At 39.5% G+C, this 24305-nt stretch carries 20 protein-coding genes; 17 read left to right on the forward strand and 3 right to left on the reverse strand.

What is annotated here, in order from left to right; translation table 11 throughout:
- Positions 1-7: 7 nt before the first annotated feature.
- The 6 genes from A8L44_RS11445 to rfbD all read left to right on the forward strand — a co-directional run bounded on the left by A8L44_RS11445 (position 8) and on the right by rfbD (position 9644).
- On the forward strand, positions 8-2686 hold the full coding sequence (locus A8L44_RS11445; RefSeq protein WP_066105981.1) for an SH3 domain-containing protein: 2679 nt from the start codon (positions 8-10) through the stop codon (positions 2684-2686).
- Between the two features lie 302 nt (positions 2687-2988).
- Positions 2989-5637, forward strand: coding sequence for an SH3 domain-containing protein (locus A8L44_RS11450; RefSeq protein ID WP_066105985.1), 2649 nt, complete (start codon positions 2989-2991; stop codon positions 5635-5637).
- A 717-nt stretch (positions 5638-6354) separates the two neighbouring features.
- Positions 6355-7254: a glucose-1-phosphate thymidylyltransferase RfbA gene (gene rfbA / locus A8L44_RS11455; RefSeq protein ID WP_066105988.1), complete on the forward strand. Its 900-nt coding sequence runs from the start codon at positions 6355-6357 to the stop codon at positions 7252-7254.
- Positions 7251-7811: a dTDP-4-dehydrorhamnose 3,5-epimerase gene (gene rfbC, locus A8L44_RS11460; protein ID WP_066105992.1), complete on the forward strand. Its 561-nt coding sequence runs from the start codon at positions 7251-7253 to the stop codon at positions 7809-7811. The genes rfbA and rfbC overlap by 4 nt, the downstream gene beginning before the upstream one ends.
- Entirely contained in the window at positions 7811-8797 is a 987-nt protein-coding gene (rfbB, locus tag A8L44_RS11465; protein WP_066105993.1) for a dTDP-glucose 4,6-dehydratase, read from the forward strand. The genes rfbC and rfbB overlap by 1 nt, the downstream gene beginning before the upstream one ends.
- Before the next feature lies 1 nt (position 8798).
- The gene (gene rfbD, locus A8L44_RS11470; protein WP_066105994.1) at positions 8799-9644 is read left to right on the forward strand and encodes a dTDP-4-dehydrorhamnose reductase; all 846 of its coding nucleotides are present in this window, start codon (positions 8799-8801) and stop codon (positions 9642-9644) included.
- A 303-nt stretch (positions 9645-9947) separates the two neighbouring features.
- Here the strand turns inward: rfbD and A8L44_RS11475 are convergent, their stop codons facing one another.
- From A8L44_RS11475 to A8L44_RS11480, 3 genes are all read right to left on the reverse strand, one after another.
- Positions 9948-13034, reverse strand: coding sequence for a S8 family serine peptidase (locus A8L44_RS11475; protein ID WP_066105997.1), 3087 nt, complete (start codon positions 13032-13034; stop codon positions 9948-9950).
- A gap of 248 nt (positions 13035-13282) precedes the next feature.
- On the reverse strand, positions 13283-13477 hold the full coding sequence (locus tag A8L44_RS18745; protein WP_139063847.1) for a hypothetical protein: 195 nt from the start codon (positions 13475-13477) through the stop codon (positions 13283-13285).
- 140 nt (positions 13478-13617) lie between these two features.
- Complete coding sequence (locus A8L44_RS11480; protein WP_066106000.1) at positions 13618-14250, reverse strand: YigZ family protein; 633 nt, start codon at positions 14248-14250, stop codon at positions 13618-13620.
- Positions 14251-14551: 301 nt separating this feature from the next.
- Between A8L44_RS11480 and A8L44_RS11485 the strand changes: the two genes are divergently transcribed.
- From A8L44_RS11485 to flgL, 11 genes are all read left to right on the forward strand, one after another.
- On the forward strand, positions 14552-15706 hold the full coding sequence (locus tag A8L44_RS11485) for a sensor histidine kinase (protein WP_066106003.1): 1155 nt from the start codon (positions 14552-14554) through the stop codon (positions 15704-15706).
- A 118-nt stretch (positions 15707-15824) separates the two neighbouring features.
- A complete protein-coding gene (locus A8L44_RS11490; RefSeq protein ID WP_066106006.1) occupies positions 15825-16511 on the forward strand; it encodes a response regulator in 687 nt (228 codons plus the stop codon).
- A gap of 160 nt (positions 16512-16671) precedes the next feature.
- Positions 16672-17172, forward strand: coding sequence for a GNAT family N-acetyltransferase (locus A8L44_RS11495; protein ID WP_077248102.1), 501 nt, complete (start codon positions 16672-16674; stop codon positions 17170-17172).
- Positions 17173-17285: 113 nt separating this feature from the next.
- The gene (locus tag A8L44_RS11500) at positions 17286-18134 is read left to right on the forward strand and encodes a DegV family protein (RefSeq protein WP_066106009.1); all 849 of its coding nucleotides are present in this window, start codon (positions 17286-17288) and stop codon (positions 18132-18134) included.
- A 66-nt stretch (positions 18135-18200) separates the two neighbouring features.
- Positions 18201-19583 carry a DEAD/DEAH box helicase gene (locus A8L44_RS11505; protein WP_368072444.1) on the forward strand — a complete coding sequence of 461 codons (1383 nt, stop codon included), beginning with the start codon at positions 18201-18203 and terminating at the stop codon, positions 19581-19583.
- A complete protein-coding gene (locus tag A8L44_RS11510) occupies positions 19580-20272 on the forward strand; it encodes a ComF family protein (protein ID WP_066106012.1) in 693 nt (230 codons plus the stop codon). Before A8L44_RS11505 ends, A8L44_RS11510 begins: the two co-directional genes overlap by 4 nt.
- A 64-nt stretch (positions 20273-20336) precedes the next feature.
- Complete coding sequence (locus tag A8L44_RS11515; protein ID WP_066106015.1) at positions 20337-20750, forward strand: TIGR03826 family flagellar region protein; 414 nt, start codon at positions 20337-20339, stop codon at positions 20748-20750.
- A gap of 223 nt (positions 20751-20973) precedes the next feature.
- The gene (gene flgM / locus A8L44_RS11520; protein ID WP_066106018.1) at positions 20974-21237 is read left to right on the forward strand and encodes a flagellar biosynthesis anti-sigma factor FlgM; all 264 of its coding nucleotides are present in this window, start codon (positions 20974-20976) and stop codon (positions 21235-21237) included.
- 60 nt (positions 21238-21297) lie between these two features.
- Positions 21298-21792, forward strand: coding sequence for a flagellar protein FlgN (locus A8L44_RS11525; RefSeq protein WP_066106021.1), 495 nt, complete (start codon positions 21298-21300; stop codon positions 21790-21792).
- Between the two features lie 21 nt (positions 21793-21813).
- Positions 21814-23418, forward strand: a complete 1605-nt coding sequence (flgK, locus tag A8L44_RS11530) for a flagellar hook-associated protein FlgK (protein ID WP_066106024.1) — start codon at positions 21814-21816, stop codon at positions 23416-23418.
- 10 nt (positions 23419-23428) lie between these two features.
- Positions 23429-24304 (forward strand): flagellar hook-associated protein FlgL, encoded by an 876-nt coding sequence (gene flgL, locus A8L44_RS11535; protein WP_066106026.1) that lies wholly within the window; start codon positions 23429-23431, stop codon positions 24302-24304.
- The last annotated feature ends 1 nt before the right edge of the window (position 24305 follow it).

The raw sequence follows: 24305 nt of genomic DNA on the forward strand, positions 1-24305 counted from the left end.
TATTGCAATGAATAATAGGAATAATCAACCGCTTAAGGTTATGGCAACATCCGTTCTTCTATCTACTGGTTTGATTTTTGGACCAGCTCTTGAACCCAACCAGAGTTTTACAGGTACTAAAGTTGAAGCAACTGCTGGAACATATTATAAGACGACAGCCAATCTGAATTTGAGAAAGACAGCGAGTAAAACCGCAAAACTAATTATAACCATTCCAAAAGGAAAACAAGTCACATATATATCTAAAAGTGGCAGCTGGTACAAGGTGAAATATGGATCGAAGACAGGCTATGTCAACTCTAGCTATCTGAAGATTGTATCGAGTTCGACTACTCCGGCAACAAGTACATCCGTATATACAACGACGGCCAATTTGAATTTACGCAAAACAGCTTCAACCCGTTCGGTAATCTTAACGACCATCCCAAAGGGGAAAACAGTCTCGTATCTATCAAAGAGCGGCAGTTGGTATAAGGTGAAATACGGAACAAAAACCGGTTATGTCAGTTCCAGCTATATAAAGGTTACGAACAAAACAAGTGCATCTACTTCTGCGTCAACAACGATTAAGTCGACTAAATATAAAACTACATCCTATTTAAACATGAGGTCTAAAGCCACAACAAGCAGCAGTCGGCTCTTAACTATACCAAAGAATAAAGTTATTACAGCCACAGCAAAATCCGGCTCGTGGTATAAGGTCTCTTATAGCGGTCAGACCGGTTGGGTCAGCGGCTCGTATATAAAGGAGTACAATCAAACTACAACGACAAGTATTGCTTACTATAAGACGAATGCGACAGGCTCCCTGTATAGTGCTGCCAATACAAATAAAGCAGCTGTTTATTCGATTCCTAAGAATAATATATTTTCTTCTACCCAAAAAGTAGTCAATAGTATAGGAGAAACCTGGTATCGAGTTTCTTTTAAAGGGAAAAATTATTATATTAAAGCTGGATCAGTAAGTAAGGTATCTGCAGCAAATGTTACAAGTACCTCCTATACGGCAAACCAAAATACTTATTTATATTCATTTGCCGGGGAAAAACACGGGACTTTAGTTTCTATTCCAAAGGGAGCCAAAATAATAACCAGTTATCGTATTGGAGATTGGTATAAAACAACGTATGGAGGAAAAACGGGATATATCAATATGTCTAAATTCTCGAAAACGGTAACTTCATCAAGCACGTCTTTTACAGATACAATGTTTAAGACTACGGCCAATCTGAATTTAAGAAAGACAGCATCTACTTCCGGAGAGAAATTAGACACAATACCTAAAAATACGATTGTCACAGCTACTGCAAAATCTGGCATTTGGTATAAAGTGAGTTACAATGGTAAAACCGGCTGGGTCAGCGGAACGTATTTGGCTGCGTATAGTAGTTCAAGCAACAATACTGGCAGCAGCCCGAGCGGTTCTGGTGTTACGGAAAACATATACTTGCCGATTGCTAAGTTGAATATTCGTGCCTCCGATTCGACAACATCGGCTAAAGTTGGTTCAATCCCTAAATATACTCAAGTGAAATCTACCTATAAAACTAGCAAGGGCTGGTATCGGGTTACATATGGTGGAGTAACAGGCTACGTCTCAGGAGATTACCTAATTACAAAAGCGAATTACGATAAAATGAACTCTTATGAAAATAATAAGAATTCCTATCTACATATTGATTTACGTACAAAATCCTCTGTAACGGCTGCGCAAATTAATGCCTATATTGCAAAGCATGCAACATCGACTAATAGTGTTCTCTATAATAAAGGATCTGCATTTATTACAGCAGCCAATAAATATGGAGTGAATGCCCTTTATTTAGCAGCACATGCCATTCATGAAAGTAATTATGGAAAATCTACAATTGCGTTAGCAAAAAATAACTTGTTTGGTTTTGGGTCCTACGATAGTACGCCGTTTGTTGGCTCCGTCAAATTTGCTTCTATTGAAGAGAATATTGCCTTTATTGCACAGGAAATGAAAGCAACCTATTTAAATCCATCTAACTGGAAGTACAAGGGTGCAACGCTAGGTTATACAATTAAGGATGCGAATGGAAATCGAATCACTGATTTAAGTAAAGGAATGAACTTTTACTATGCGAGTGATTCCGATTGGGGAAAAAGGGTTTCTACCCATATGTCGAATATATTGGCTTATAGCAAGGAAGGGGCTGTCAGTCAACGTCCAAATACGACGGTACCAACTAAACCAAGCTATCCAAGCGGAAAGGATGTATTCCCAACAGGTACGATGGCTGTTGCCAATTCATCTCTTAGTCTAAGAAACTCAAAAAGCAGCTCAGCGACTGTGGCCGCAACGATTAAGAAGGGTGAGACCTTTAATCTACTCGAAAAATGGAATGATTACTGGTTGAAAGTTAGTTATAAGGGCAAAACATATTATACAAATACGGTTAGCTTAAGCACATATAATAATTATATGACTGTAAAAAATTTAGCCCGTGTAAGTGTTGGTGGTACGAGTACCTTGAATGTACGCGCATCCGCTAGTACGGCAGCGGCTAAGGTGGGATCTTTATTGAACCATCAATATGTCGAGCTTGTGGTGGATTCAAGTAAAAGTCCAATCACTAATGGCGGTTGGTATAAGGTTAAGCTATTAAATGGAAAAGTTGGCTGGGTATCGGGTAGTTATTTAGTAAGGGAGTTAAATAAATAGGTTTAAGAAAGAGAGGCTGTTGATCATGTCAACAGCCTCTTTTTGTTGGTCATCATTAAGAAAGTGGGCACGAATAAGATTGAAACTATTATGGGAAGAGAATGAAATGTTAATGAAGAAAGTAAGCATTATTATAAGGAAATTGATGAATGAATGAATTAATTCAGTGCTTACCCTTAGAAAAACGCACCATTATTCGTAATTCTATTAATGGGGGGAATATATGTTTATAAGAGAATAAAATATATATCTAAATAATAGTTTAGTACGGTGCGTCTTATTTACTAAAAAGGGAGAGTTCAATGAATAAAAGCTATAGGCAACCAATTAGAGTTATGGCAACATCCGTTCTTCTATCTACTGGTCTGATTTTTGGATCTGAAATTGGATTGAAGGATCGTTTTTGGGAGGTAAAAGTAGAAGCAGCTGCGGAGACATATTATAAGACAACAGCTAATTTAAACTTGCGAAAGTCCGCAAGTAAAACTGCATCAATACTTACAACGATTCCAAAAGGGAAACAAGTTACATACATATCGAAAAGTGGCAGCTGGTATAAAGTTAAATATGGAACAAAAACAGGATATGTCAGTTCTAGTTATTTAAAAGCCGTTTCTCAAACAAGTACATCAGTATACACAACGAAAGCTAATTTGAATTTACGAAAAACAGCTTCAACCAGTGCAGCTATCTTAACGACCATCCCAAAAGGGAAAACGGTCTCGTATCTATCAAAGAGCGGCAGCTGGTATAAAGTGAAATATGGAACAAAAACAGGTTATGTAAGCTCAAAATATATCAAGGTCACTAAAAAAACGAGTTCCTCTGCCACTGTTTCGATTAAGTCGACTAAATTTAAAACGACAGCAAATTTAAACATGAGGTCAAAAGCATCAACAAGTGGCACTCGACTCCTTACTATACCAAAGCATAAAATTATCACGGCTACAGCAAAATCAGGCTCATGGTATAAGGTTTCTTATAGTGGTAAAACTGGCTGGGTAAGCAGTTCGTATATAAAAGAATACAATCAAACTACGACTACAAGTACCACTTACTATAAGACGAATGCGACAAGCTCCTTGTATAGCGCTGCCAATACAAAAAAAGCTGCGGTCTATTCTATACCAAAGAATAATATATTTACATCTACTCAAAAGGTAGTTAATAGTATAGGAGAAACCTGGTATCGAGTTTCCTATAAAGGGAAGAATTATTTCATTAAATCCGGGTCTGTAAGTAAGGTGTCTGCAGCTAAGGTTACTAGTACTTCCTATACGGCAAAAGAAGCGACGTATTTATATTCCTTTGCTGGGGAGAAACATGGAACATTGATTGCTATTCCTAAGGGAGTCAAAATAACAACCACTTATAGAATTGGGGATTGGTATAAAACATCGTATAGAGGAAAAACGGGTTATATCAACATTGCTAAATTCTCGAAAACGGTATCATCAACAGACACGTCAATTACAGCTACAAAGTATAAGACGACGGCCAATCTGAATTTAAGAAAGACAGCGTCCACTTCCGGAGAAAAATTGAGCACCATTCCTGTAAATACAATCGTGACGGCCACAGCAAAATCAGGAGATTGGTATAAAGTGAGCTATAATGGTCAAACTGGTTGGGTTAGCGGCACTTATTTGGTTGCATATAGTAGTACCTCAAGCAACACTCTGAGCGGTTCTACTATTACTGAAACAACCTATTTGCCGATTGCTGATTTGAATATTCGTGCCTCCGATATGACATCGTCTACTAAAATCGGTTTAATCCCCAAATACACACAAGTAAAATCAACCTATAAAACCAGTGAGGGATGGTATCGGGTAACGTATGATGGAGTAACAGGCTATGTATCAGGAGATTACTTAATTACAAAAGCGAACTACGATAAAATGAACTCTTATGAAGCGAATAAGAATTCCTTTATACATATGGATTTGCGTACGAAGTCCTCTGTTACAGCTGCACAAATTAATACTTATATTGCGAAGAATGCAACATCGAGTAATAGTGTCCTCTATAACAAAGGCTCGGTGTTTATCACTGCCGCCAATAAATATGGCCTAAATGCCTTGTATTTAGCAGCACATGCGATTCATGAAAGTGATTTTGGAAAATCGACGATTTCTTTGGGGAAAAACAATTTATTTGGTTTTGGATCCTATGATCTAGCACCATTTGTAGGCTCTGTAAAATTTTCCTCCATTGATGAGAATATTCTCTTTATTGCACAGGAAATGAAGGCGACTTATTTAAATCCATCTAACTGGAAGTATCAGGGGGCAACACTTGGATATACCATTAAGGATGCCAATGGAAATCGGAGTGCGGATTTAAGTAAAGGAATGAACTTTTACTATGCCAGTGATTCCAATTGGGGAAGTAAGATTGCCAACCATATGTCCGAGATTTTAGCTTACAGTAAGGAAGGGGCAGTCAGCCAAAGTGCAAATACGACAGTACCAGCCAAGCCAAGCTATCCAATTGGCAAGGATGTATTTCCGACAGGTACAATTGCTGTTGCCAATTCTTCTATAAGTCTAAGAAATGAGACAAGCAGCTCTGCGACTGTGGCAGCAACAATTGGAAAGGGTGAAACCTTTAATCTATTGGAAAAATGGAATGATTACTGGTTGACAGTCAATTATAAAGGCAAGAAATATTATACAAATACGGTCAGCTTAAGCAAATATAATCAGTATATGACTGTTAAAAACTTAGCTCGGGTGAGTGTCAGTGGTTCGAGTACCCTGAATGTACGGGCAACAGCGAGTACTGTGGGCGCTATATTGGGATCATTGCCAAATCATCAATATGTCGAGCTTGTGGTGGATTCAAGTAAAAACCCAATTAAAAGTGGATCTTGGTATAAAGTTAAATTATCAAATGGAACACAAGGTTGGGTTTCTTCTGCTTATCTAACGATGGAATTAAATAAGTAATATCTTTAAAAGTTGTCGGAATTCTGACAACTTTTTTTATTTACATCAGGGGGATTTTGCATTTTTTGACCATCAAATCACTTTAAACTAGGCACAAGCTATATCAAATTAGGATCGTTCAGACTTCCCCAGTAAAAATAGGTAGATATAATCTCTTAATTTTTGTATGATTTTGTTAAATGATATTATTTCTATTTAAGGAATTAAATGTTAATAATCTAGTCTTATGGATTTAGTAAGTATTCTAGTTTGAAATGGGGGTAAACAAGTGATTTATGCAGAGATTCTGGCAGGTGGGAAAGGTACCTGAATGGGTAATACCTTACTGCAGCTATACCCATTTATAATGTGGCCAGGCATTTAAATGGAATTAATCGAAGCAATAAAGCAGGATCGTTTCGATTAAGCTATACCGTGCGCTCTTATTTTACAGAAAAATTTGACAATATATCTCAGTGTAAAACTGCCGTCTACAGTTATGAATAGAATGGTGGAGGGGTTGGGATGATGAAAGCCAGGACAAATAAAAGCGATGTTTACAATATGCACGGCCTTCTGTGAATTCTATTGTCGTTCATCACTATACAGAAAGTGGAGTAGAGTTAACAATCTATCCCAGTGTAAAAGGTTGGTATGAACTGCGCCCGTTGGATACGGACGGAGTATAAATACAGAATTTGTTCAAGTGAGTGATGTTGACTATTAAGGAGGATGGAAATGAAGGGAATTATATTGGCAGGCGGAAGTGGTACCCGATTATATCCATTAACCAGTGCTATTTCCAAACAAATGCTGCCGGTTTACGATAAACCGATGATTTATTATCCTTTATCCATATTGATGCTGGCAGGTATAAAGGAAATCTTAATCATTTCAACTCCAGAAGATACATCACGTTACGCACAACTGTTAGGAGATGGTTCCAATATTGGCATAAGCCTTTCCTATGCTGTACAAGAAAAACCGGAGGGGCTAGCACAGGCTTTTATTATCGGTGAAAGCTTCATTGGCGAAGATTCTGTTGCGCTCATTTTAGGGGACAATCTATTTTATGGACAGGGATTATCCAAAATGGTACAAAAAGCGGCATCGAAGGAGTATGGAGCTACTGTATTTGGCTATCATGTACATGATCCTGAACGCTTTGGTGTAGTAGAGTTTGATAATCAGATGAAGGCTATATCCATAGAAGAAAAACCAAAGAATCCGAAAAGCAATTATGCTGTGACAGGTGTCTATTTTTACGATAATAGAGTGGTAGAATATGCGAAAAGAATTGAGCCATCTGCCAGAGGAGAATTGGAAATTACAGATTTAAACAGCATCTATCTTGAAAATGGCGAGTTGACCGTAGAAATCATGGGACGTGGTTTTGCCTGGTTGGATACAGGTACGCATGAGAGCCTGCTCGAAGCTTCCACATTCATAGAAACAGTGGAAAAAAGACAACGGCTTAAGATTGCCTGCCTAGAAGAAATCGCCTATCGAATGGGCTATATTGATGCTGAGCAGGTCAGACAATTGGCTGAACCACTTTCGAAAAATGAGTATGGGCAGTATTTGATGAGGATGATCGAGCAAGATCAAATGACGCCTAAAGAAGAGGTGGAATTATGAATGTTATTGAAAGCGGATTGAAGGGTGTTAAATTAATCGAACCTGCCGTTTATGGGGACCATCGTGGTTTCTTTACGGAAAGCTATAATGAAAAGCTATTTCATGAACATGATATCCTTGATCAGTTTATTCAGGATAATCATTCCCTTTCAAAGGAAGCTGGCGTATTGAGAGGGATGCATTACCAGTTGGAACCTAAGGGCCAAACCAAATTAGTACGTGTGGTAACAGGAGCAATCTATGATGTAGTGGTAGACATACGAAAAGGATCGCCAACTTTCGGGCAATGGGAAGGATTTATTCTCAGTGAATTTAATAAGCGCCAATTACTCGTTCCAAAGGGGTTTGCACATGGATTTTGTACCATTACGGAAAATGTAAATGTACTTTATAAGGTGGATGAATTATATTCACCTGAACATGACCGGGGAATTGCCTGGAATGATGATGAGCTAGCTATTAAATGGCCAGTTTCGGTTCCGATTTTATCTGATAAGGACCAAAAACATTCGATGCTTCATGGAGCTGATTATAATTTTGTTTGGGAGGATGCCTAATGAACATTTTGGTTACAGGAGGAGCGGGCTTTATTGGAAGTAATTTTGTCCGTCATCTATTAACTACCTATCCTGATTATCGAGTTATTAATTTGGATTTACTAACTTATGCGGGTAATATACATAACTTGGATGATGTGATGGAGAATCAAAATCACTATTTTGTCCAAGGGAATATCACGGACCGTGAGCTAATCAAAAGCTTAATCGAACAATATGATATCCAGGCAATTGTTAATTTTGCGGCTGAGTCACATGTGGACCGCAGTATTTTGGATCCAGGAATATTCATTGAAACGAATATTCAGGGAACATTGGCTTTATTGGATGCAGCGAAGGAATGTCATGTACAAAGGTTTTTACAGGTATCGACGGATGAGGTCTATGGATCGCTGGGGGGAACAGGGTATTTTACGGAAGAGACACCGTTAGCACCGAACAGCCCATATTCAGCAAGTAAAGCAGGAGCAGATATGCTCGTCCGTGCTTATCATGAGACCTATGGCCTGTCGGTTACTATCACACGGTGCTCAAATAATTATGGGCCTTATCATTTTCCCGAAAAATTAATTCCATTGATGATAACGAATGGTATAGATGGAGATATGTTACCGATTTACGGAAATGGAGAGAATATCCGCGATTGGCTGCATGTTACCGATCATTGTGCCGCGATAGATTTAGTGCTCCATAAGGGGAAAAGTGGAGAAGTGTATAATGTTGGCGGTCATAATGAGCGGACCAACAATGAAATCGTTCAAAAAATTGTAGAGCATCTTGGTCTCTCAAGTGATAGGATTCACTATGTAGAGGATCGGCTCGGGCATGATCTCCGTTATGCGATTGATCCCACTAAGCTCGAAACTGAGCTGGGCTGGAAGCCAAAGTATACCTTTGATACGGGGATTGTGGAAACAATTGATTGGTATGTCAATCATGAGGAATGGTGGCGTCCATTAAAGGAACGCGCCAAACTGGGTAAATAAGATGAAGATACTAGTAACGGGAGCGAATGGCCAACTCGGGACTGAAGTTGTTACCCTGCTAAAGGAGGAAGGGATACACACGGTATTCTCCTTTATTAAGGAAGAGTTGGATATATCTAATGAACAGGAAGTTTCCGAGACCATATCTTCCATTCACCCGGACTGGGTTTTGCATTGTGCAGCTTATACGGATGTTGAAGCTGCGGAGGAAGAAGGCAGGGAAGCGAATTGGAGAATTAATAGAGATGGATCTGCTTATATTAGTAAAGCGGCAGCGGAGACTGGGGCTCGAGTTATTTATATAAGTACAGATTATATATTCGATGGAACAAAAGAGGCGGCCTATTTACCGTCAGATCATACAAATCCTATTAATCAATATGGGGCGGCTAAACTTGCAGGTGAAGAGGAAATTTTAAAATACAGTCCTTCTGCCTATATCATTCGTACTTCTTGGATATTTGGAGAACATGGTCGTAATTTTGTTTATACCATGCTAAATTTAGCTAAGAAAATGGATACGATTAAGGTGGTCAATGACCAATATGGAAGGCCGACCTATGCGCATGATTTAGCGGCATTCATGGTTTATATTGTGAACCATGAAGTCGAGGCAGGTGTCTATCATTTTTCGAATGATGGAGTGGCGACATGGTTTGAGTTTGCTAAAGAAATATTAAAAGGTGAACAGGTAGAGATTTTGCCTGGGACATCTGCTGAATTGCCACAAAAGGCTGCAAGGCCAAAGCATTCTGTCCTGTCATTGGATAAAGTAAAGGATACAGGTTTTGTCATACCAACCTGGAGGGATGCACTAGAGCGTTTTATGAAGCAAAGAATTCATTGACCGCTCTGATCATAACAAACTAAAAAGCTGCGATTATCCTAATAAACGGATAGTGCGCAGCTTTTTTAGTTCTGGTGATTTATCTACTCAAGCTTTATCTATTTGTGACCAAGTATTTGCTAGAAGTCTTAAAGGAAAATGCGAGAACTATTTTCTTTGTCAGCCATTCCATTAAGAAAACTATAGAATCAACTATAAAATGAGAGTGTTGATTACATGAGCTAGGCTATAAATACCTATACTTAATTAGAGTGCGCCTAAGAAGATACGTTTTCTTAGACAGCTAATTTAAGATCCTATAAATTAATAGTTATAGTACCCATCGTTATAGGCGTACTCGTATTTATTCCCCAGTTCATCCTTATAGGATAATACATACATTAAATCGATGTAACTATTATCAACAAAGAGATTGTCAGGTACAAGATAATTCAAGGTGTTTTGCCCTGTTTTGAATGTATATGTTTGCTGATCATAATAGCTACTAAGATTGCCGGAGTTATAATGATTATAATCATAGACAGTTAATTGCATCTCTGTATCTTTTGATAAGTTTGTTACTATATCGATGCCCGTATTATGTGTATCTACGGAATGACTTTGAATCCACTCTGGATATTCCTCATAATAATTGCTTAAGATAGAGCCGGTTACTTTTGTTTCTCTGCCCATCTCTGTTTTGGCTTTAATAACGTAATTGAGAGGTTCGTAATACCAATAATCGTTGCCATCGTCACTTACTCCATCCCACGTGAAATTCTGAATTCCCGCCTCTTGTTTTACATTTTTACTGATAGTCTTAACTAGAGAATCATCTCCGTCATAAATTTCAACCGTGACGGTAGCAGGATCAGAGAGTTTATAGAAGACCTCAATATCTGTTTCATAATACTCTTTAGATTTATTTTGTACGTGCTTCGGATACTCAACTTTAATAACTTGGCGATCCACATTAAGATTTGCACTGTAAGTTGCGTTATTTTTATACTTGTCAGATGCGTTGATTCTGTAGGTATAAACTCCATCTCCAATATACTCACCATTAGAATTGGTTCCATTCCAAGAGAAATCATAGCTGCCAGCCTTCTGGTCCTCATCTTTTAGGATTGTTTTTACAAGTGTCGAGCCTTTATAAACATTGATAGACACACTGGAAGCTTTAATGAGTGTATATGGAATAGCAACGTCCGTATTACCGGTGATATTCTTTGTTCCTTTGCCACTTACAAAATTAGCACGATGATCTTCGAGGTTGAAAGTTTTACTCTTAATCGTTTTTTTATTACCGATGAGATCTTTTAACTCATACTGAAAAACATAAATTCCTTCTGTAACAAATTTATTCTTACTGTCTGTTCCATTCCAACTATGTTGTATGGATGAAGGATCATACAATTTGTTAGTAACCAGTGTTTTTACTTTCGAACCCTTGCTATTCAAAACAGAAACAGTCATATATAGTTTTTCTTTGGATTTAAAGGTTGCATTCTGTTTATTCTTCTCTGTTGCTTTAAATGGGGTAGCTATACTATTTAGAGAGCCATTTATAGTCGTATCCACAGTGATACTTGATTTAACTGTTTTTCCTTTGACCTTCGTTAGAGAGATGGTTTCGAATGACAGTTTATAACTGCCATCCTTCACTAGCTTGTTACTGGAGTTTTTCCCGTTCCAAGTAATTGATTGTTTGCCACCTTTGATGGTCTTGCTCTTCATAATTGTTCCAACTGTTTTCCCCGTACTATCCAAAACTTTAACAGTTACTTTTGAATCTTTGTTAAGTACATAAGGAACTTTTATTGATGTAGTGACCTTGTGTGAAAAATTGGCAGCTTTACTGGTGACTGTTGGGGCTACATTATCCTTAACTGTCACAGTTTTGGTTTTATAAATGTTTTTGCTGCCTCTAGTCATTCTTGCAACAAGCGTATATTTTCCTGATTTGGCGTAGCTATATGATCCTGTCTTTCCGTCCCATAATGTGGAAATTTTCCCCCAACTCCACGGTTTATTGGAGACTAAACTTCTAACCAATTTTCCTTTGGAATCCTTTACATAGATTGATAGTTTTGACGAGCCATATGCGCTTACAGAGATGTTATGTTTATTTTTCCCTGTAGCAGTGAATTTTGTACTCGCGGTTATCGTTGATAACTGCCCAGGTGTATTTGACATTGCTTTGCTCGCATCAATTCGACCATATCCATATAAAGAATCCCAGCCTTTTTTCCCGAGGTCTTTGACAGATTTATTCATAATAATTTCTATTTGGTCTGGTGATAACCAAGGATTTTTAGAAAGCATTAGAGCAGCTACTCCACTTACTAAAGGAGCCGCCATTGATGTTCCATCCATATATTCATAAGAACTGCCGTTGACGGTAGAATAGATATCTTCACCAGGAGCTGAATAATTTATGTAGTTTCCAAAATTAGAAAAGTATGAATCGCTGTCTTTCTTATTAGTGGAACTAACTGCCAACACATGATTTAAAGCAGCTGGATAAGAAGTGTAGGAGGTGCTGTCATTACCTGCAGCTGCAATAATAATAGCGCCCTTCGAATGCGCATATGCCACTGCACTGTCTACATATGAACTGTAAGAATAACTTCCAAAGCTTAAATTCAATACTCTTGCACCATTATTGACTGCATATATAATTCCATCACCAATACTATAAGCGTCTGCATATTGCCCATTGAAAACTTGAACAGGCATGATTTTAACCTTTGGAGCTACACCTGATATACCGATTGTGTTCTGAGTAGCTGCAATGATACCAGCTACATGGGTACCATGAGCTGCCGATGTTATCGTCGAGTTGTTGCGTACAATATTTTTTTGCTTAGTAATTTTCCCTTTTAGATCTGGATGATTTGTCTGCATTCCATTATCGATAACAGCAACTATGATCGAAGAGGATCCTTTTGATTTATCCCATGCTTTTGGCATATTGATTTTTGGTAAATGCCATTGTTTTTTATAATGTTTATCTTTTGGGGTATAAGCCGTTTTGTATAATATATTTGGTTCAACCAATTGAACGGATTTGTGCTTAGAGAGCCTTTTGGCAATAGAAGATAGGTTAGTATTTTTTACTACAGAGACTAAAGAATAATTTCCTGTTTCAGAAAAGGATAGCTCACTACCTTTAATGCTGTTGATGATTTGCTTTCGCTGACCCTTAGAAAGGACAGATTTAAACTTAACAATCAACTCTTGCTCTGTGTATTCTTTCTCATCCGCAGTACTGAATAATTTTATACCGCCTTTTTGAGCATTGTTCTGTTTCTGTAATGTTTCCGCAGCGTTTACATTGGCAGTGGAAACCATGAAACAAAACAAAAATACAATAAAGGCACTAATTCCTTTAATTAATGAATTCCTCATTCAATATCCCCCTAGTTTAAATGCATTAATTACAATAATCCCCTATTTATTATATCGGATAAATATGGTAATATTTAACTATTTTAATAGTTATACTTTGGATCTTTTTAATAGACTTTAATATGGATTCTTTTCTATAAAAATTGTTTTTAGTGGCTAATTGTCGAGTTAATAAAAAGTGTGGGTTGTATTTTGGCTTAGTTATTTTGCATTAGGTTGCTATGGTTAAAGTTAGCGGGGAAGTTGGCCTAAATTTTAATAGAATTGAAAATTATTTCATGGCGTATACAGTTTGAAGAATCTGTGCTGAAGATGTTGTGGATTTCCTGAGTTAAAACAGGAGTGGATATTTTTTTCACGTGTGCCTCTGCCGATAAGGAGGTTGCCAATAGACAGACAACGAGTACCGTGAGGCTGAATAGAACCTGGTATACTTTTTTCATAAATAACCCCTTCTTTGTCCAATATCGTATTGATTCATTTTACCTAATTGCAACTATAATTCTTGTTGTATTTTGTCGATAAAACTAAACTTTTTTCCTAAGATTTTAGACAAAGAAGGGGGAATTGAGTTCTTTTAGAATTAGAGGTCATGCTCGAGGTATAGCATTTCGCCTTCTTCTATGGATGCCTGTCCATTTGATAAATCCGTCATCCAGTCTATGAAGGCTTCCTTTGCGTCTTCCTCTGCGTAGGATTCAATCATGACTCGGTCCAGATAATGAATTTCTTTAATGGAATAGTGCGAATTTCGAAGTTCATTTTCAATTTTCCCGAGAAGTGTATAATCGAACGTGGATTTCATGATGCGCATTAATCTTCTTTCCACCACACCGGTTGCGTTAATTCCTTCAGAAGCTGCTCCGCCGTATGCGCGGATTAATCCGCCAGCCCCAAGTTTAATTCCTCCGAAATAGCGTGTCACAACCACCGCAGTGTCCTTCAAGCCCTTTTTCTTAATGACTTCGAGAATAGGGACACCGGCTGTGCCGCTAGGTTCACCATCATCATTGGCTTTTTGGATGAGGTCATTTTCACCGATCATATAGGCTGAACAATTATGGGTCGCATCCCAGTGCTTTTTCTTGATTGATTGAATAAATTGTATGGCTTCTTCCTCTGATTCCACGCGATTCACATAGGCAATAAAGCGTGACTTTTGGATGATTTGTTCAGATTCGCCATATCCCTTTACTGTTTTATATGAATTCAGCATTTAAACTGCCGCCTTTCTCTTTATATCCCTTCTAGTATACTTTATTATTCGGTTCGTACGACATCTTTATTACAGAAGAGTAATATGCTGTGATGGAGATGTGAAATAGTAAAAAGTAAAAAAAATACTGGTAATCGTGCTATAATTTAACTATTATGTAGTATTTCACTGGTATATTAACTTATTTACCCAATAATTTCTAAAAACACCCACAAAGGAAATTCGTGAAGACCGAACTATTTTATATGAATTGGTACAGAAGAAGCGGAGGATTCTTTTGCGTCAAACAGGAGGTAAGATTATGCGGGTACCTAAGCTGGATGGAAAGGCACTCGATAACATCCTTAATCATATGATCAGTACCGTGGACAATAGTAAGGGAGAAATATATGAAATAGGGGAACACTGTCAGCATGAATTTGCTCAACTTTCTTCTGAATTAGAATCTGTTAAAACAATGGTGCTGAAGGTCATTGCTGATGGGGATGAGCTTGATCAAAAGGCGCGTGAATCCCGTAAATGCTTATCAGATGTTTCCTCCCGTTTCAAGGAATTTACGGAGGTACAAGTGAGGGCAGCCTATGAACAGGCACATACGTATCAGGTTGACCTGACCATGAACAGAGAGCTGGAAAAACAGCTCCGTAAACGTCGAGATGACCTTGAAAGAAGGCTCATTAATCTAAAGGAAACTATTGATAGAGCTGAGAATCTCGTTTCGCAAATCACGGTTGTTCTGCATTATTTAACAAGTGACCTGCAGGACGTGTCTGAGGTTCTCGATATGTATAAACAGAAACAGGACTTTGGCTTTAAAATCATTGAGGCCCAGGAAGCCGAGCGCAAAAAGCTTTCTCGTGAAATTCATGACGGTCCTGCACAAATGCTTGCCAATGTGATGGTCCGTTCAGATTTAACGGAGCGGATATTCAGGGAACGCGGTCCTGAGGAAGCGTTGCTGGAAATAAAATCTCTGAAGCAGATGGTTCGGAGTGCGCTGGCTGAGGTTAGGCGAATTATCTATGACCTGCGGCCTATGGCCTTGGATGATCTTGGGCTTATCCCGACTCTGCGTAAGTATTTGCAAACCATTGGTGAATACAATTCAGAGATTGATTTTAAATTTCAGATTTATGGACAGGAAAAAAGACTTGAGCCGAATTATGAAGTTGCGTTATTCAGGCTTGCCCAGGAAGCAGTCCAAAATGCAATCAAACATGCGAATGCCAGCCTGATTCAGGTTAAACTGGAACTTTTGAATGATAAAGGGACATTGACTGTACGGGATAATGGCCGTGGATTTGAGCCGCATAAACAAAAGGAAGGTTCCTTTGGAATCATGGGAATGAATGAGCGTGTTGAGACACTTGAAGGAGAAATGACCATTCAATCAAGTGTGGGTGGAGGTACGCTTGTCTATATTCAGATTCCATTAAAGGCATCAATAATTGTGTAATTTTTTTATAAAATAGTTTTTTAGTTATATTTATTGTAAATGTTTGGAGTTTACTAGTAGTCAAGAATATAATTAGGATAATGACTACTTACTGTAAAAAGATGGGGGATGAGAGATAATGACAACTACAATTGCAATCATAGATGATCATCAATTATTTCGCGAAGGGGTTAAACGGATTCTCGATTTCGAATCTTCTTTCTCGGTAATCGCTGAGGGGGACGATGGCAGCGAGGCGATCTCAATTGTTGATACATATCATCCGGATGTTATCATCATGGATATCAATATGCCAAACGTCAACGGGGTTGAGGCAACAGGCCAGTTGATTGAGAAATTTCCGGATTCCAGAGTAATTATGCTTTCAATTCATGACGATGAAAACTACGTAACCCATGCTTTAAAAACAGGTGCCCGCGGCTATTTATTAAAGGAAATGGATGCGGATGCCTTGATTGACGCTGTTAAAGTCGTTGCAGATGGTGGTTCCTACCTGCATCCGAAGGTTACTCATAATCTAGTACGTGATTACAGAAGATTGGCAACGGATGAAGCAGCAAATGGCGATAATGTCATGAATGTCGAGATTCGCCGTCCATTGCATTTGCTGACAAGACGTGAGTGCGAGGTCCTTCAATTATTGGCTGATGGCAAAAGTAATAGAGGAATCGGTGAGACTTTATTTATCAGCGAGAAGACCGTTAAAAATCATGTAAGTAATATCCTTCAAAAGATGAATGTAAATGATCGTACTCAGGCGGTTGTATATGCGATTAAAAACGGCTGGGTTGAAGTTAGATTATAATAGATGATAGATTTAAGCGCCGACCAATTGGTTGGTGCTTTTTTAATCGGGATGGATTCTGTCAAACTGTCAGTTTATATATTTTTTTTCAATAGTGTATATACATTTTTCATATTTTGTTAAAGTTTTTAATAAAGATTAGGGTAGGAGAGGAGATATTGTGAATCAACCGTATACAATTAGAGATGCTAAAGAGAAGGATTTAGCACGCATCGTTGAAATTTATAATTCTACTATTCAGAGCAGAATGGTGACAGCTGACACGGAAATGGTGGATGTAGGAAGTCGCTTGGAGTGGTTTTTGAATCATACCTCTGAGAAAAGGCCTTTATGGGTTATGGAAAATGATGGTATGATTATAGGGTGGCTCAGTTTTCAGGATTTCTATGGACGACCTGCTTATCAAGCTACTGCTGAAATCAGTATCTATATTGACCCGGCTTATCGAAAAAAAGGAATAGGAGCAAAATTTTTAGACTATGCAATTAAGAATGCTCCCATCCTCAGGATTCATACATTGCTGGGATTTATTTTTGCCCATAATGAGCCAAGCATACGTCTATTTAAGCAATTTGGATTTGAAGAATGGGCTCATTTGCCTAGTGTAGCAGAATTAGATGGAGTGCAAAGAGATTTGCTGATTTTGGGTAAAAAAATATAGATTGAAAAGTTTAAAAATTACCATTTTAACCAATGTAATGCAAACAGACTGATTATGATTTAAAATGGAGAAGATAATAAGGAAAATCTCAATAATAAGGATGGTTTTCAATAATGAGAACTGCAATAGTTACAGATAGTACAGCTTATATACCAAAAGACCTGCGAACGCAATATGATATACATATGATTCCGCTAAGTGTAGTGTTTGGAGATGAAGTGTATCAGGAGGAGAATGAAATAACTGCTTCTGACTTTTATGAAATGGTCGAGCGTTTGGATATGCTTCCAACGACCTCACAGCCAGCAACCGGAAAATTCGTTGAAAAATATGAAGAGCTTGCGAAGGACTATGATGCTGTGATCAGTATCCATTTATCGAGTGGAATTAGCGGTACCTATCAAGGTGCTATTACAGCTGGAGAAATGGTAGATGACATTAAGGTTTATGCTTTTGACTCCGAGATCACTTGCATGATTCAGGGATTATTTGTACTCGAAGCAGCCAAAATGGCGAAGGAAGGCAAACATCCTGATGAAATCATCGCACGCTTGCATGAACTCCGCGAATCATCTAATGCTTACTTCATGGTAGACGATCTATCCAACCTGCAAAGGGGCGGCCGCTTAAATGGCGCTGCAGCTCTAATTGGCAGCTTGCTTCAAGTGAAGCCAATCCTGCATTTTGAAAACAAAGTGATTGTCCCTTTTGAAAAAATCCGTACGAAGAAAAAGGCATTAAAACGTATAGTCGAGCTTTTTGAGCAGGAATATAAAAAAGGTGAGCCTCTTCAGGCTGTTTTAATCCATGGCAATATTGAAGAGGAAGCGACTGAAATGTTAAATGAGCTAAAAGAGAAATTCCCTGAAGCGGAATTTAGACTAAGCTATTTTGGCGCAGTTATTAGTACTCACTTAGGCCAGGGAGCAACGGGACTTGGCTGGACAAAACGATATAATTAACTAGTAATATGGGGCTTGGCTGTTTGGCCGCCCCTTTTTATTTAAAAGGAGGTTTTCAATTTGAACGTGAAAGCATCCAGACACTCAACAGGATCCTCACCTATATCTCTGCAACAGCTCCTCATTGGTAAAGAACTCCTCATAACTGAAATTCCAAATGAATTAAAGGAACAATTGGATTTAAATGAACAAATTTATTCTGTGAGAGGGATTGAGAATGGTATATGCAGACGCTGCGGCAATACGGATTCCCGTTTGTTTGCAACATTCCCCCACAGTGCGTGTGGTGAAAACTGTCTGTATTGCCGCCATTGTATTATGATGGGCCGAATCAGCTCCTGCTCTACTCTTTTTGGATGGAAGGGGGAAATGCCTCGCTGGAGTCCTGAGTTAGCCCGGCTTCGTTGGGATGGTTCACTTTCCCTCTCCCAAAAGGAGGCTTCAGAAAAAATCATGGAAGCTGTCCGAAATCAAATGGATTTACTCATTTGGGCAGTATGCGGAGCCGGGAAGACAGAGATGATCTTTGCCGGTATAGAAGAAGCTCTTTTCTCAGGCAAACGGGTTTGCCTGGCGACTCCTCGTACAGATGTTATCCTTGAGCTTGCTCCAAGGCTGCGCAGCGTATTTCCAGATATTCCAATCGTAGCCCTATATGGTGACAGTCAAGAAAAACAGCTTTTTGCTCCATTTGTCTTATCGACCACTCACCAGCTAATGCGTTATGCCGATGCCTTCGAAGTGATGATTATTGATGAAGTAGATGCGTTCCCTTATTCCTTTGATCCTCATCTCCAATATGCGGTTCAAAAGGCGTGTAAGAAAGATGCTGCTGTTATTTATTTGACGGCAACGCCTTCAAAACAGTGGCAGCTCGAATTTCAACAGGGTATAAGAAATGGAATTCTCCTCCCTGCCCGTTTTCACAGACACCCTATTCCTGTCCCCACTATGAAATGGGTTGGAAACTGGCAATCATCCATTCAGAAAAATAAACTCCCCAATCCTCTCTTGTATTGGCTCAAAACTGCTATCGAATGTAAGAACCCCTTTCTTATTTTTTTCCCGAATATCGCATTAATGGAAAAAGCCCTTCCTCTCTTTCAAGGCTATGCTCCTGAAATTCTTTCTGTCCATGCAGAGGATTCGGAACGTAAAGATAAAATAATGAAGCTGCGCAGAGGTGAGATTCAGGGCTTACTGACAACCACGATATTGGAAAGAGGCGTTACGATTCCTAAATTGAATGTAGCGGTGATTGGGGCTGAGGATGAAATCTTTACCGAGTCAGCACTCGTCCAAATTGCAGGACGGATTGGAAGAAGTAAGGACCATCCTCGCGGTGATTGTGTATATTTTCATTATGGAAAAACTAATGCCATGCTTGATGCGATTCAGCAAATCAACCAAATGAATAGAGAAGCTGTCAAAAGGGGGCTGCTGGATTGAAGATTTTCCAATCATCACTTTGTCTATATTGTCACAGCCCTATTCGTGAGAGTGCAGGCTGGGCGAATATCTTCTTTTTAGAGGAGGCTGATTTGCTCTGTCTGGCCTGTCGCTCCAGGCTTATTTCGATTCAGGGGAATACGTGTGTGATTTGCTGTAAACCGCTTCAGACGGGAGACAAATGTCCGGATTGTGAAGAATGGCTGGTGGATCCCATGTTTGGTCAAGCACTTGATTATAATGTCTCCTTATATACCTATAATCCGTTTATGAAGGATGTGATTGCCCGATTTAAATATCGGGGTGATTATGAATTGGCACGTATATTTGCTGCCGAACTGCGTAAAAAAGCGCCGAAGGCTCATTTTGTCATTCCGATTCCGCTGAGTGACGAGCGCCTGAACGAGCGTGGGTTTAATCAGGCTGAAGCAATCGGTATGATGGCTGGAATGGTCTTGGAAAATGGGTTAGTTCGTGTACATGGTGAAAAACAGTCTAAGAAGAGTCGGTATGATCGTATCCACACTGAACAGGTCTTTCGTATCCATCCTAAAGCCTCAGATTTTCAGGACAAAACGATTCTTATACTGGATGATATTTATACGACAGGCACCACCTTGAGGCATGCTGGTGCGCTTTTAAAGGAGGCGGGGGCAAAAAGGATCATTTCTTTGACGATTGCACGATAATCTTTATCTTTGAAGAGAATATCCGATAAGTAATCTAAGAGCATTTCCTGAGGAGGTAAAGAATATGAATGAATTGACCAACTGTCCGACTTGCCAGGCTCTATTCGTGAAAAATCAATTCAGAGATGTATGTGAGAGCTGCTATAAAAAAGAAGAGGCCATTTATAATGATGTATACCATTATATCCGTAAGCGAGAGAACCGCACGGCAACGATTGTTCAGGTGGTGAAGGCAACTAGTGTAGATGAATCTTTATTAATGAGATTTATCAGGAGTGGAAAGCTGCGTATTACATCCAACCCTAATTTGGGCTATGCCTGTGAGCATTGCGGTTCCCTCATTCGCGAGGGCCGCTTTTGTGCAGACTGCAGGGATGATCTTCAGGCAGACCTTGTGAGGCATGAACGGGATGAGGTACTCTATAAAGAGATAGAGGAACGTGAGCGCCAAATGACCTATTACCGAAAAACGCACTAAAAATAAGCATTTAGACCTGTTAAGTCCTTTTTGAATATTGCTTTTTTGTATGTCATAATTTTCATCACAGACAGTAAACAAATTACCCTTGATGTCGATACTAACAGTAGATAAGCAAGAAGGTCTTCTTGATGATCTGCCTGAGACATAATATGACTCAGATTAAAAGATCAACATAGACCTTGGAAGCTAGTGTGACGGAAGGGAAAGTGAGGAACGCGAAATGAAAATTAATCATCTTAATCAATATGGCGTAAATCCGTACCAAAAGGCAGTTAATAAAGCCGATACCTCCATGAAGCCTTCTCAGCTTGCCGATAAAGTGGAAATTTCCAGTAAAGCGAAAGAATTGCAACAGCTATCGAGTGTAGAGGTTGAGCGTCAGGCTAAAATAGACGAAATTAAAAAGCAGATAGAGAACGGCACCTATCAAGTGAATGTCAATGAAACAGCAAAAGGCGTATTGGATTTTTACTCAAAAAACTAAACCTGAAGCCAGTATAAGGTTTGTACTGGCTTTCTTTTTTTATATGGGGTGAACTAATTAATGTCAGCTCAATCTATCATTCAAACCCTTCAGCAGCTGGTCGATCTGCACAGAGAATTGAACAAAATGGCTCAGGAAAAAACAGAGGCCATTAAAGCAGAAGAGTTAAAGTCGTTAAGCAGTCTGCTTGTTCAGGAGAGGAAGCTAGTCGTTGCGATTGAACGGCTTGAGAATGTGCGGCAGAGTGATGTACATGCCTTTCTTAGAGAAAAGGGCGTGCAGAATGGAACCGCACTCTTATCAGAATGTATTCAATATGCTTCGGAAAACGTGCGAACAGAACTTACCAGCCTGGGCGCTGAATTGCGAGAAGAGATTATGAGTTTAAAAGAGCGGAATGAATTAAATCAGCAGTTAATCTATCAATCTCTTCAATTTGTGAATCTGAATTTAAATCTTATGTTACCAGAGAATGAGAGCTATACATACGACAGGCCACAGGATCCAGAGGGTGCAAGAAAACCAAGTAAATCGCTATTTGATTCGAAGGCCTAAAAAGAAACAGGGGGAGCATTTATGACATCAACCTTTCATGGGTTAGAAACAGCCAGGCGCGGACTGACGACTCAGCAGGCAGCTTTATATGTAGTGGGCCAAAACGTTGCCAATGCCAATACACTCGGATATTCACGCCAACGGGTTAACATGGCAGCGGAAACGGCTTACCCAAACCCGGGTATGAACCGCGAACAAATTCCTGGTCAAATGGGTACCGGTGTTAAAGCGGGCTCCATTCAGCGGGTTCGTGAAAGCTTTTTGGATGTTCAATATAGAAGCGAAAGCACGAAGCTAGGATATTGGACGGGGAGAGCGGAAGGGTTAAGCAAAATAGAGGATGTCATGGACGAGCTTAAGGGAACAGGGCTTAGTGATTCCATTGATTCATTTTGGCAATCCATACAGGACTTGGCCACCAATTCTGTCAACTCAGGTGGTAAAGCTGTTGTACGTGAGCGGGGAATTGCGCTGGCGGATACGTTCACCTATCTGAGCAGCTCCCTAAATATGGTCCGCTCCGATTTGAAGAATGAATTGAATGTGACGGTTGAAAAGGCCAATAGCATGCTGGGAAGCATCGACCAGCTTAATAAACAAATTGCAGCGATTGAACCGCATGGCTATTTGCCGAATGATTTATACGATTCCCGTGATTTGTTGATTGATGAACTATCCTCCATGATGAATATAAAGGTCGATTATGTGAAAAACGGCGGCAATTCAGAGGCCCAGGCAATGGGATCGGCGGTCATAAAGCTGAATAATGGCACTGCTGAACCGATGACTTTGGTTGATTCTACTGCAGTTAACCCTATTGCTTTAACATTTAATGGGGAAGATGGTGCGGTGGATACCATTTCAATTGGCGGGAATGCGGTACCTTCTGCTACTTTTATCTCTGAGGGTAAGCTGCTGTCCCTTTTGCAAACATACGGATATACAAATGCAGAAGGAGAGTTGGCGGGGGATTTGCCAGATATGCTCAAAGGACTTGATCATATGGCCTATACCTTTGCAACTGAGTTTAATAAGGTTCATAAGGACGGCCTAAGTGCGAAGGAGCTTGCAGCTTGGAAAACAGCTCTCGAGAGTGATCCAGCTGCGAAGATAGAGGATTTTAATGAAGATATTCTGTTCTTTGCTGATGAAAATAATGCTGAGCCTCAGAACGTCAAGGGTTTTGCCAGCCGCATTCGAATATCCGATGAAATAAAAGAAAGCTACGATTATATTGCTAGTGCGTCCGTTGCTACTCCTAATGATGGTGATGCAAGCAATCTATTGAAGCTTGCGGATGTCTTTTATGAAAAGCTCAATTATAAGGATGCATTAGCTGACTCTTCTCCAGCTGCTGAAAAAGAAAGTTTAGGCGCTTACCTGCAAAGTATTATAGGAACATTGGCTGTTAAAACGGAACAGGCGGATCGATTATCTGTGAACAGTGCGACCCTGTTGCAGAATGTCAGCGACCGACGTTCTTCCGTCAGTGCAGTTTCATTGGATGAAGAAATGACCAATATGGTTCAATTTCAGCAGGCATATAATGCATCAGCACGAATGATTACGATGATTGATGAATGTCTCGATAAAATAATCAACGGCCTTGGCGTCGGTGGCAGGTAGGTGAATAGGTATGAGAGTCACACAAAGTATGGTTGCAGCCAATTCTTTGCGGAATATCAATAAGAGCTATGGCTCGATGGCGCAATATCTTGAACAGCTATCAACAGGTAAAAAGATTACAAAGGCATCCGATGATCCAGTGATTGCCCAAAAGGGGATGTATTATCGGACAAGCCTGAATGAAGTAGAGCAATATAAGCGCAATTTATCAGAGCTATATCTTTGGATGGACAACTCAGAGGCTTCAATGGATCAGGGAAACAAAAGTTTTCAACGTATCCGTGAATTGATGATCCAGGCAAAAAATGATACAAACGAAACCACCGACCGGGAAGCCATCGCAAAGGAAATCGCTCAGCTGAAAGAGGACTTAGTATCAGTGGCGAATACACAGGTTGCCGGGCGCTATATTTTTAATGGTACGAGTGTGAATACAGCACCTGTTACCTCCGATGCAAATGGTGTCGTGGTCAATTCAGAGAATGATCCCTATCTGGTGGAAGTATCAAGAGGAATTCAATTGAAGGCAAATGCAGATCCTTCTCAGCTATTCAGTCAGGAATTATTTAATACAATTGGAGAGATTGAGAGAGAGTTATCAGAGGATGATATGGATCTTGATTCTTTACTCCAGAAATTCGATGGTTTGGTTACTACCTTTTCAGCGGAACGCTCCGACCTTGGCGCCCGCTATAATCGCCTGGAGCTATTGGAATCCAGAATAGATAACCAGGAGGTATTGGCGAAAAAGGTACTGAGTGAAAATGAAGATGTAGACATGGAAAAGGTCTATACGGATTTTATTACGCAGGAAAGTGTGCACAGAGCTGCTTTACAAATGGGAGCGAGCATCATTCAGCCAAGCCTGGTTGATTTCTTACGATAAA

Source organism: Bacillus sp. FJAT-27986 (genome assembly GCF_001685035.1).
Taxonomy (GTDB): Bacteria; Bacillota; Bacilli; order Bacillales; family Pradoshiaceae; genus Pradoshia.

Excerpts from the sequence above, each read along its gene's own strand:
- A8L44_RS11445 (WP_066105981.1), top strand. The coding sequence starts at position 8 with ATGAATAATAGGAATAATCAACCGCTTAAGGTTATGGCAACATCCGTT.
- A8L44_RS11450 (WP_066105985.1), top strand. The coding sequence starts at position 2,989 with ATGAATAAAAGCTATAGGCAACCAATTAGAGTTATGGCAACATCCGTT.
- rfbA (WP_066105988.1), top strand. The coding sequence starts at position 6,355 with ATGAAGGGAATTATATTGGCAGGCGGAAGTGGTACCCGATTATATCCA.
- rfbC (WP_066105992.1), top strand. The coding sequence starts at position 7,251 with ATGAATGTTATTGAAAGCGGATTGAAGGGTGTTAAATTAATCGAACCT.
- rfbB (WP_066105993.1), top strand. The coding sequence starts at position 7,811 with ATGAACATTTTGGTTACAGGAGGAGCGGGCTTTATTGGAAGTAATTTT.
- rfbD (WP_066105994.1), top strand. The coding sequence starts at position 8,799 with ATGAAGATACTAGTAACGGGAGCGAATGGCCAACTCGGGACTGAAGTT.
- A8L44_RS11475 (WP_066105997.1), bottom strand. The coding sequence starts at position 13,034 with ATGAGGAATTCATTAATTAAAGGAATTAGTGCCTTTATTGTATTTTTG.
- A8L44_RS18745 (WP_139063847.1), bottom strand. The coding sequence starts at position 13,477 with ATGAAAAAAGTATACCAGGTTCTATTCAGCCTCACGGTACTCGTTGTC.
- A8L44_RS11480 (WP_066106000.1), bottom strand. The coding sequence starts at position 14,250 with ATGCTGAATTCATATAAAACAGTAAAGGGATATGGCGAATCTGAACAA.
- A8L44_RS11485 (WP_066106003.1), top strand. The coding sequence starts at position 14,552 with ATGCGGGTACCTAAGCTGGATGGAAAGGCACTCGATAACATCCTTAAT.
- A8L44_RS11490 (WP_066106006.1), top strand. The coding sequence starts at position 15,825 with ATGACAACTACAATTGCAATCATAGATGATCATCAATTATTTCGCGAA.
- A8L44_RS11500 (WP_066106009.1), top strand. The coding sequence starts at position 17,286 with ATGAGAACTGCAATAGTTACAGATAGTACAGCTTATATACCAAAAGAC.
- A8L44_RS11515 (WP_066106015.1), top strand. The coding sequence starts at position 20,337 with ATGAATGAATTGACCAACTGTCCGACTTGCCAGGCTCTATTCGTGAAA.
- flgM (WP_066106018.1), top strand. The coding sequence starts at position 20,974 with ATGAAAATTAATCATCTTAATCAATATGGCGTAAATCCGTACCAAAAG.
- A8L44_RS11525 (WP_066106021.1), top strand. The coding sequence starts at position 21,298 with ATGTCAGCTCAATCTATCATTCAAACCCTTCAGCAGCTGGTCGATCTG.
- flgK (WP_066106024.1), top strand. The coding sequence starts at position 21,814 with ATGACATCAACCTTTCATGGGTTAGAAACAGCCAGGCGCGGACTGACG.
- flgL (WP_066106026.1), top strand. The coding sequence starts at position 23,429 with ATGAGAGTCACACAAAGTATGGTTGCAGCCAATTCTTTGCGGAATATC.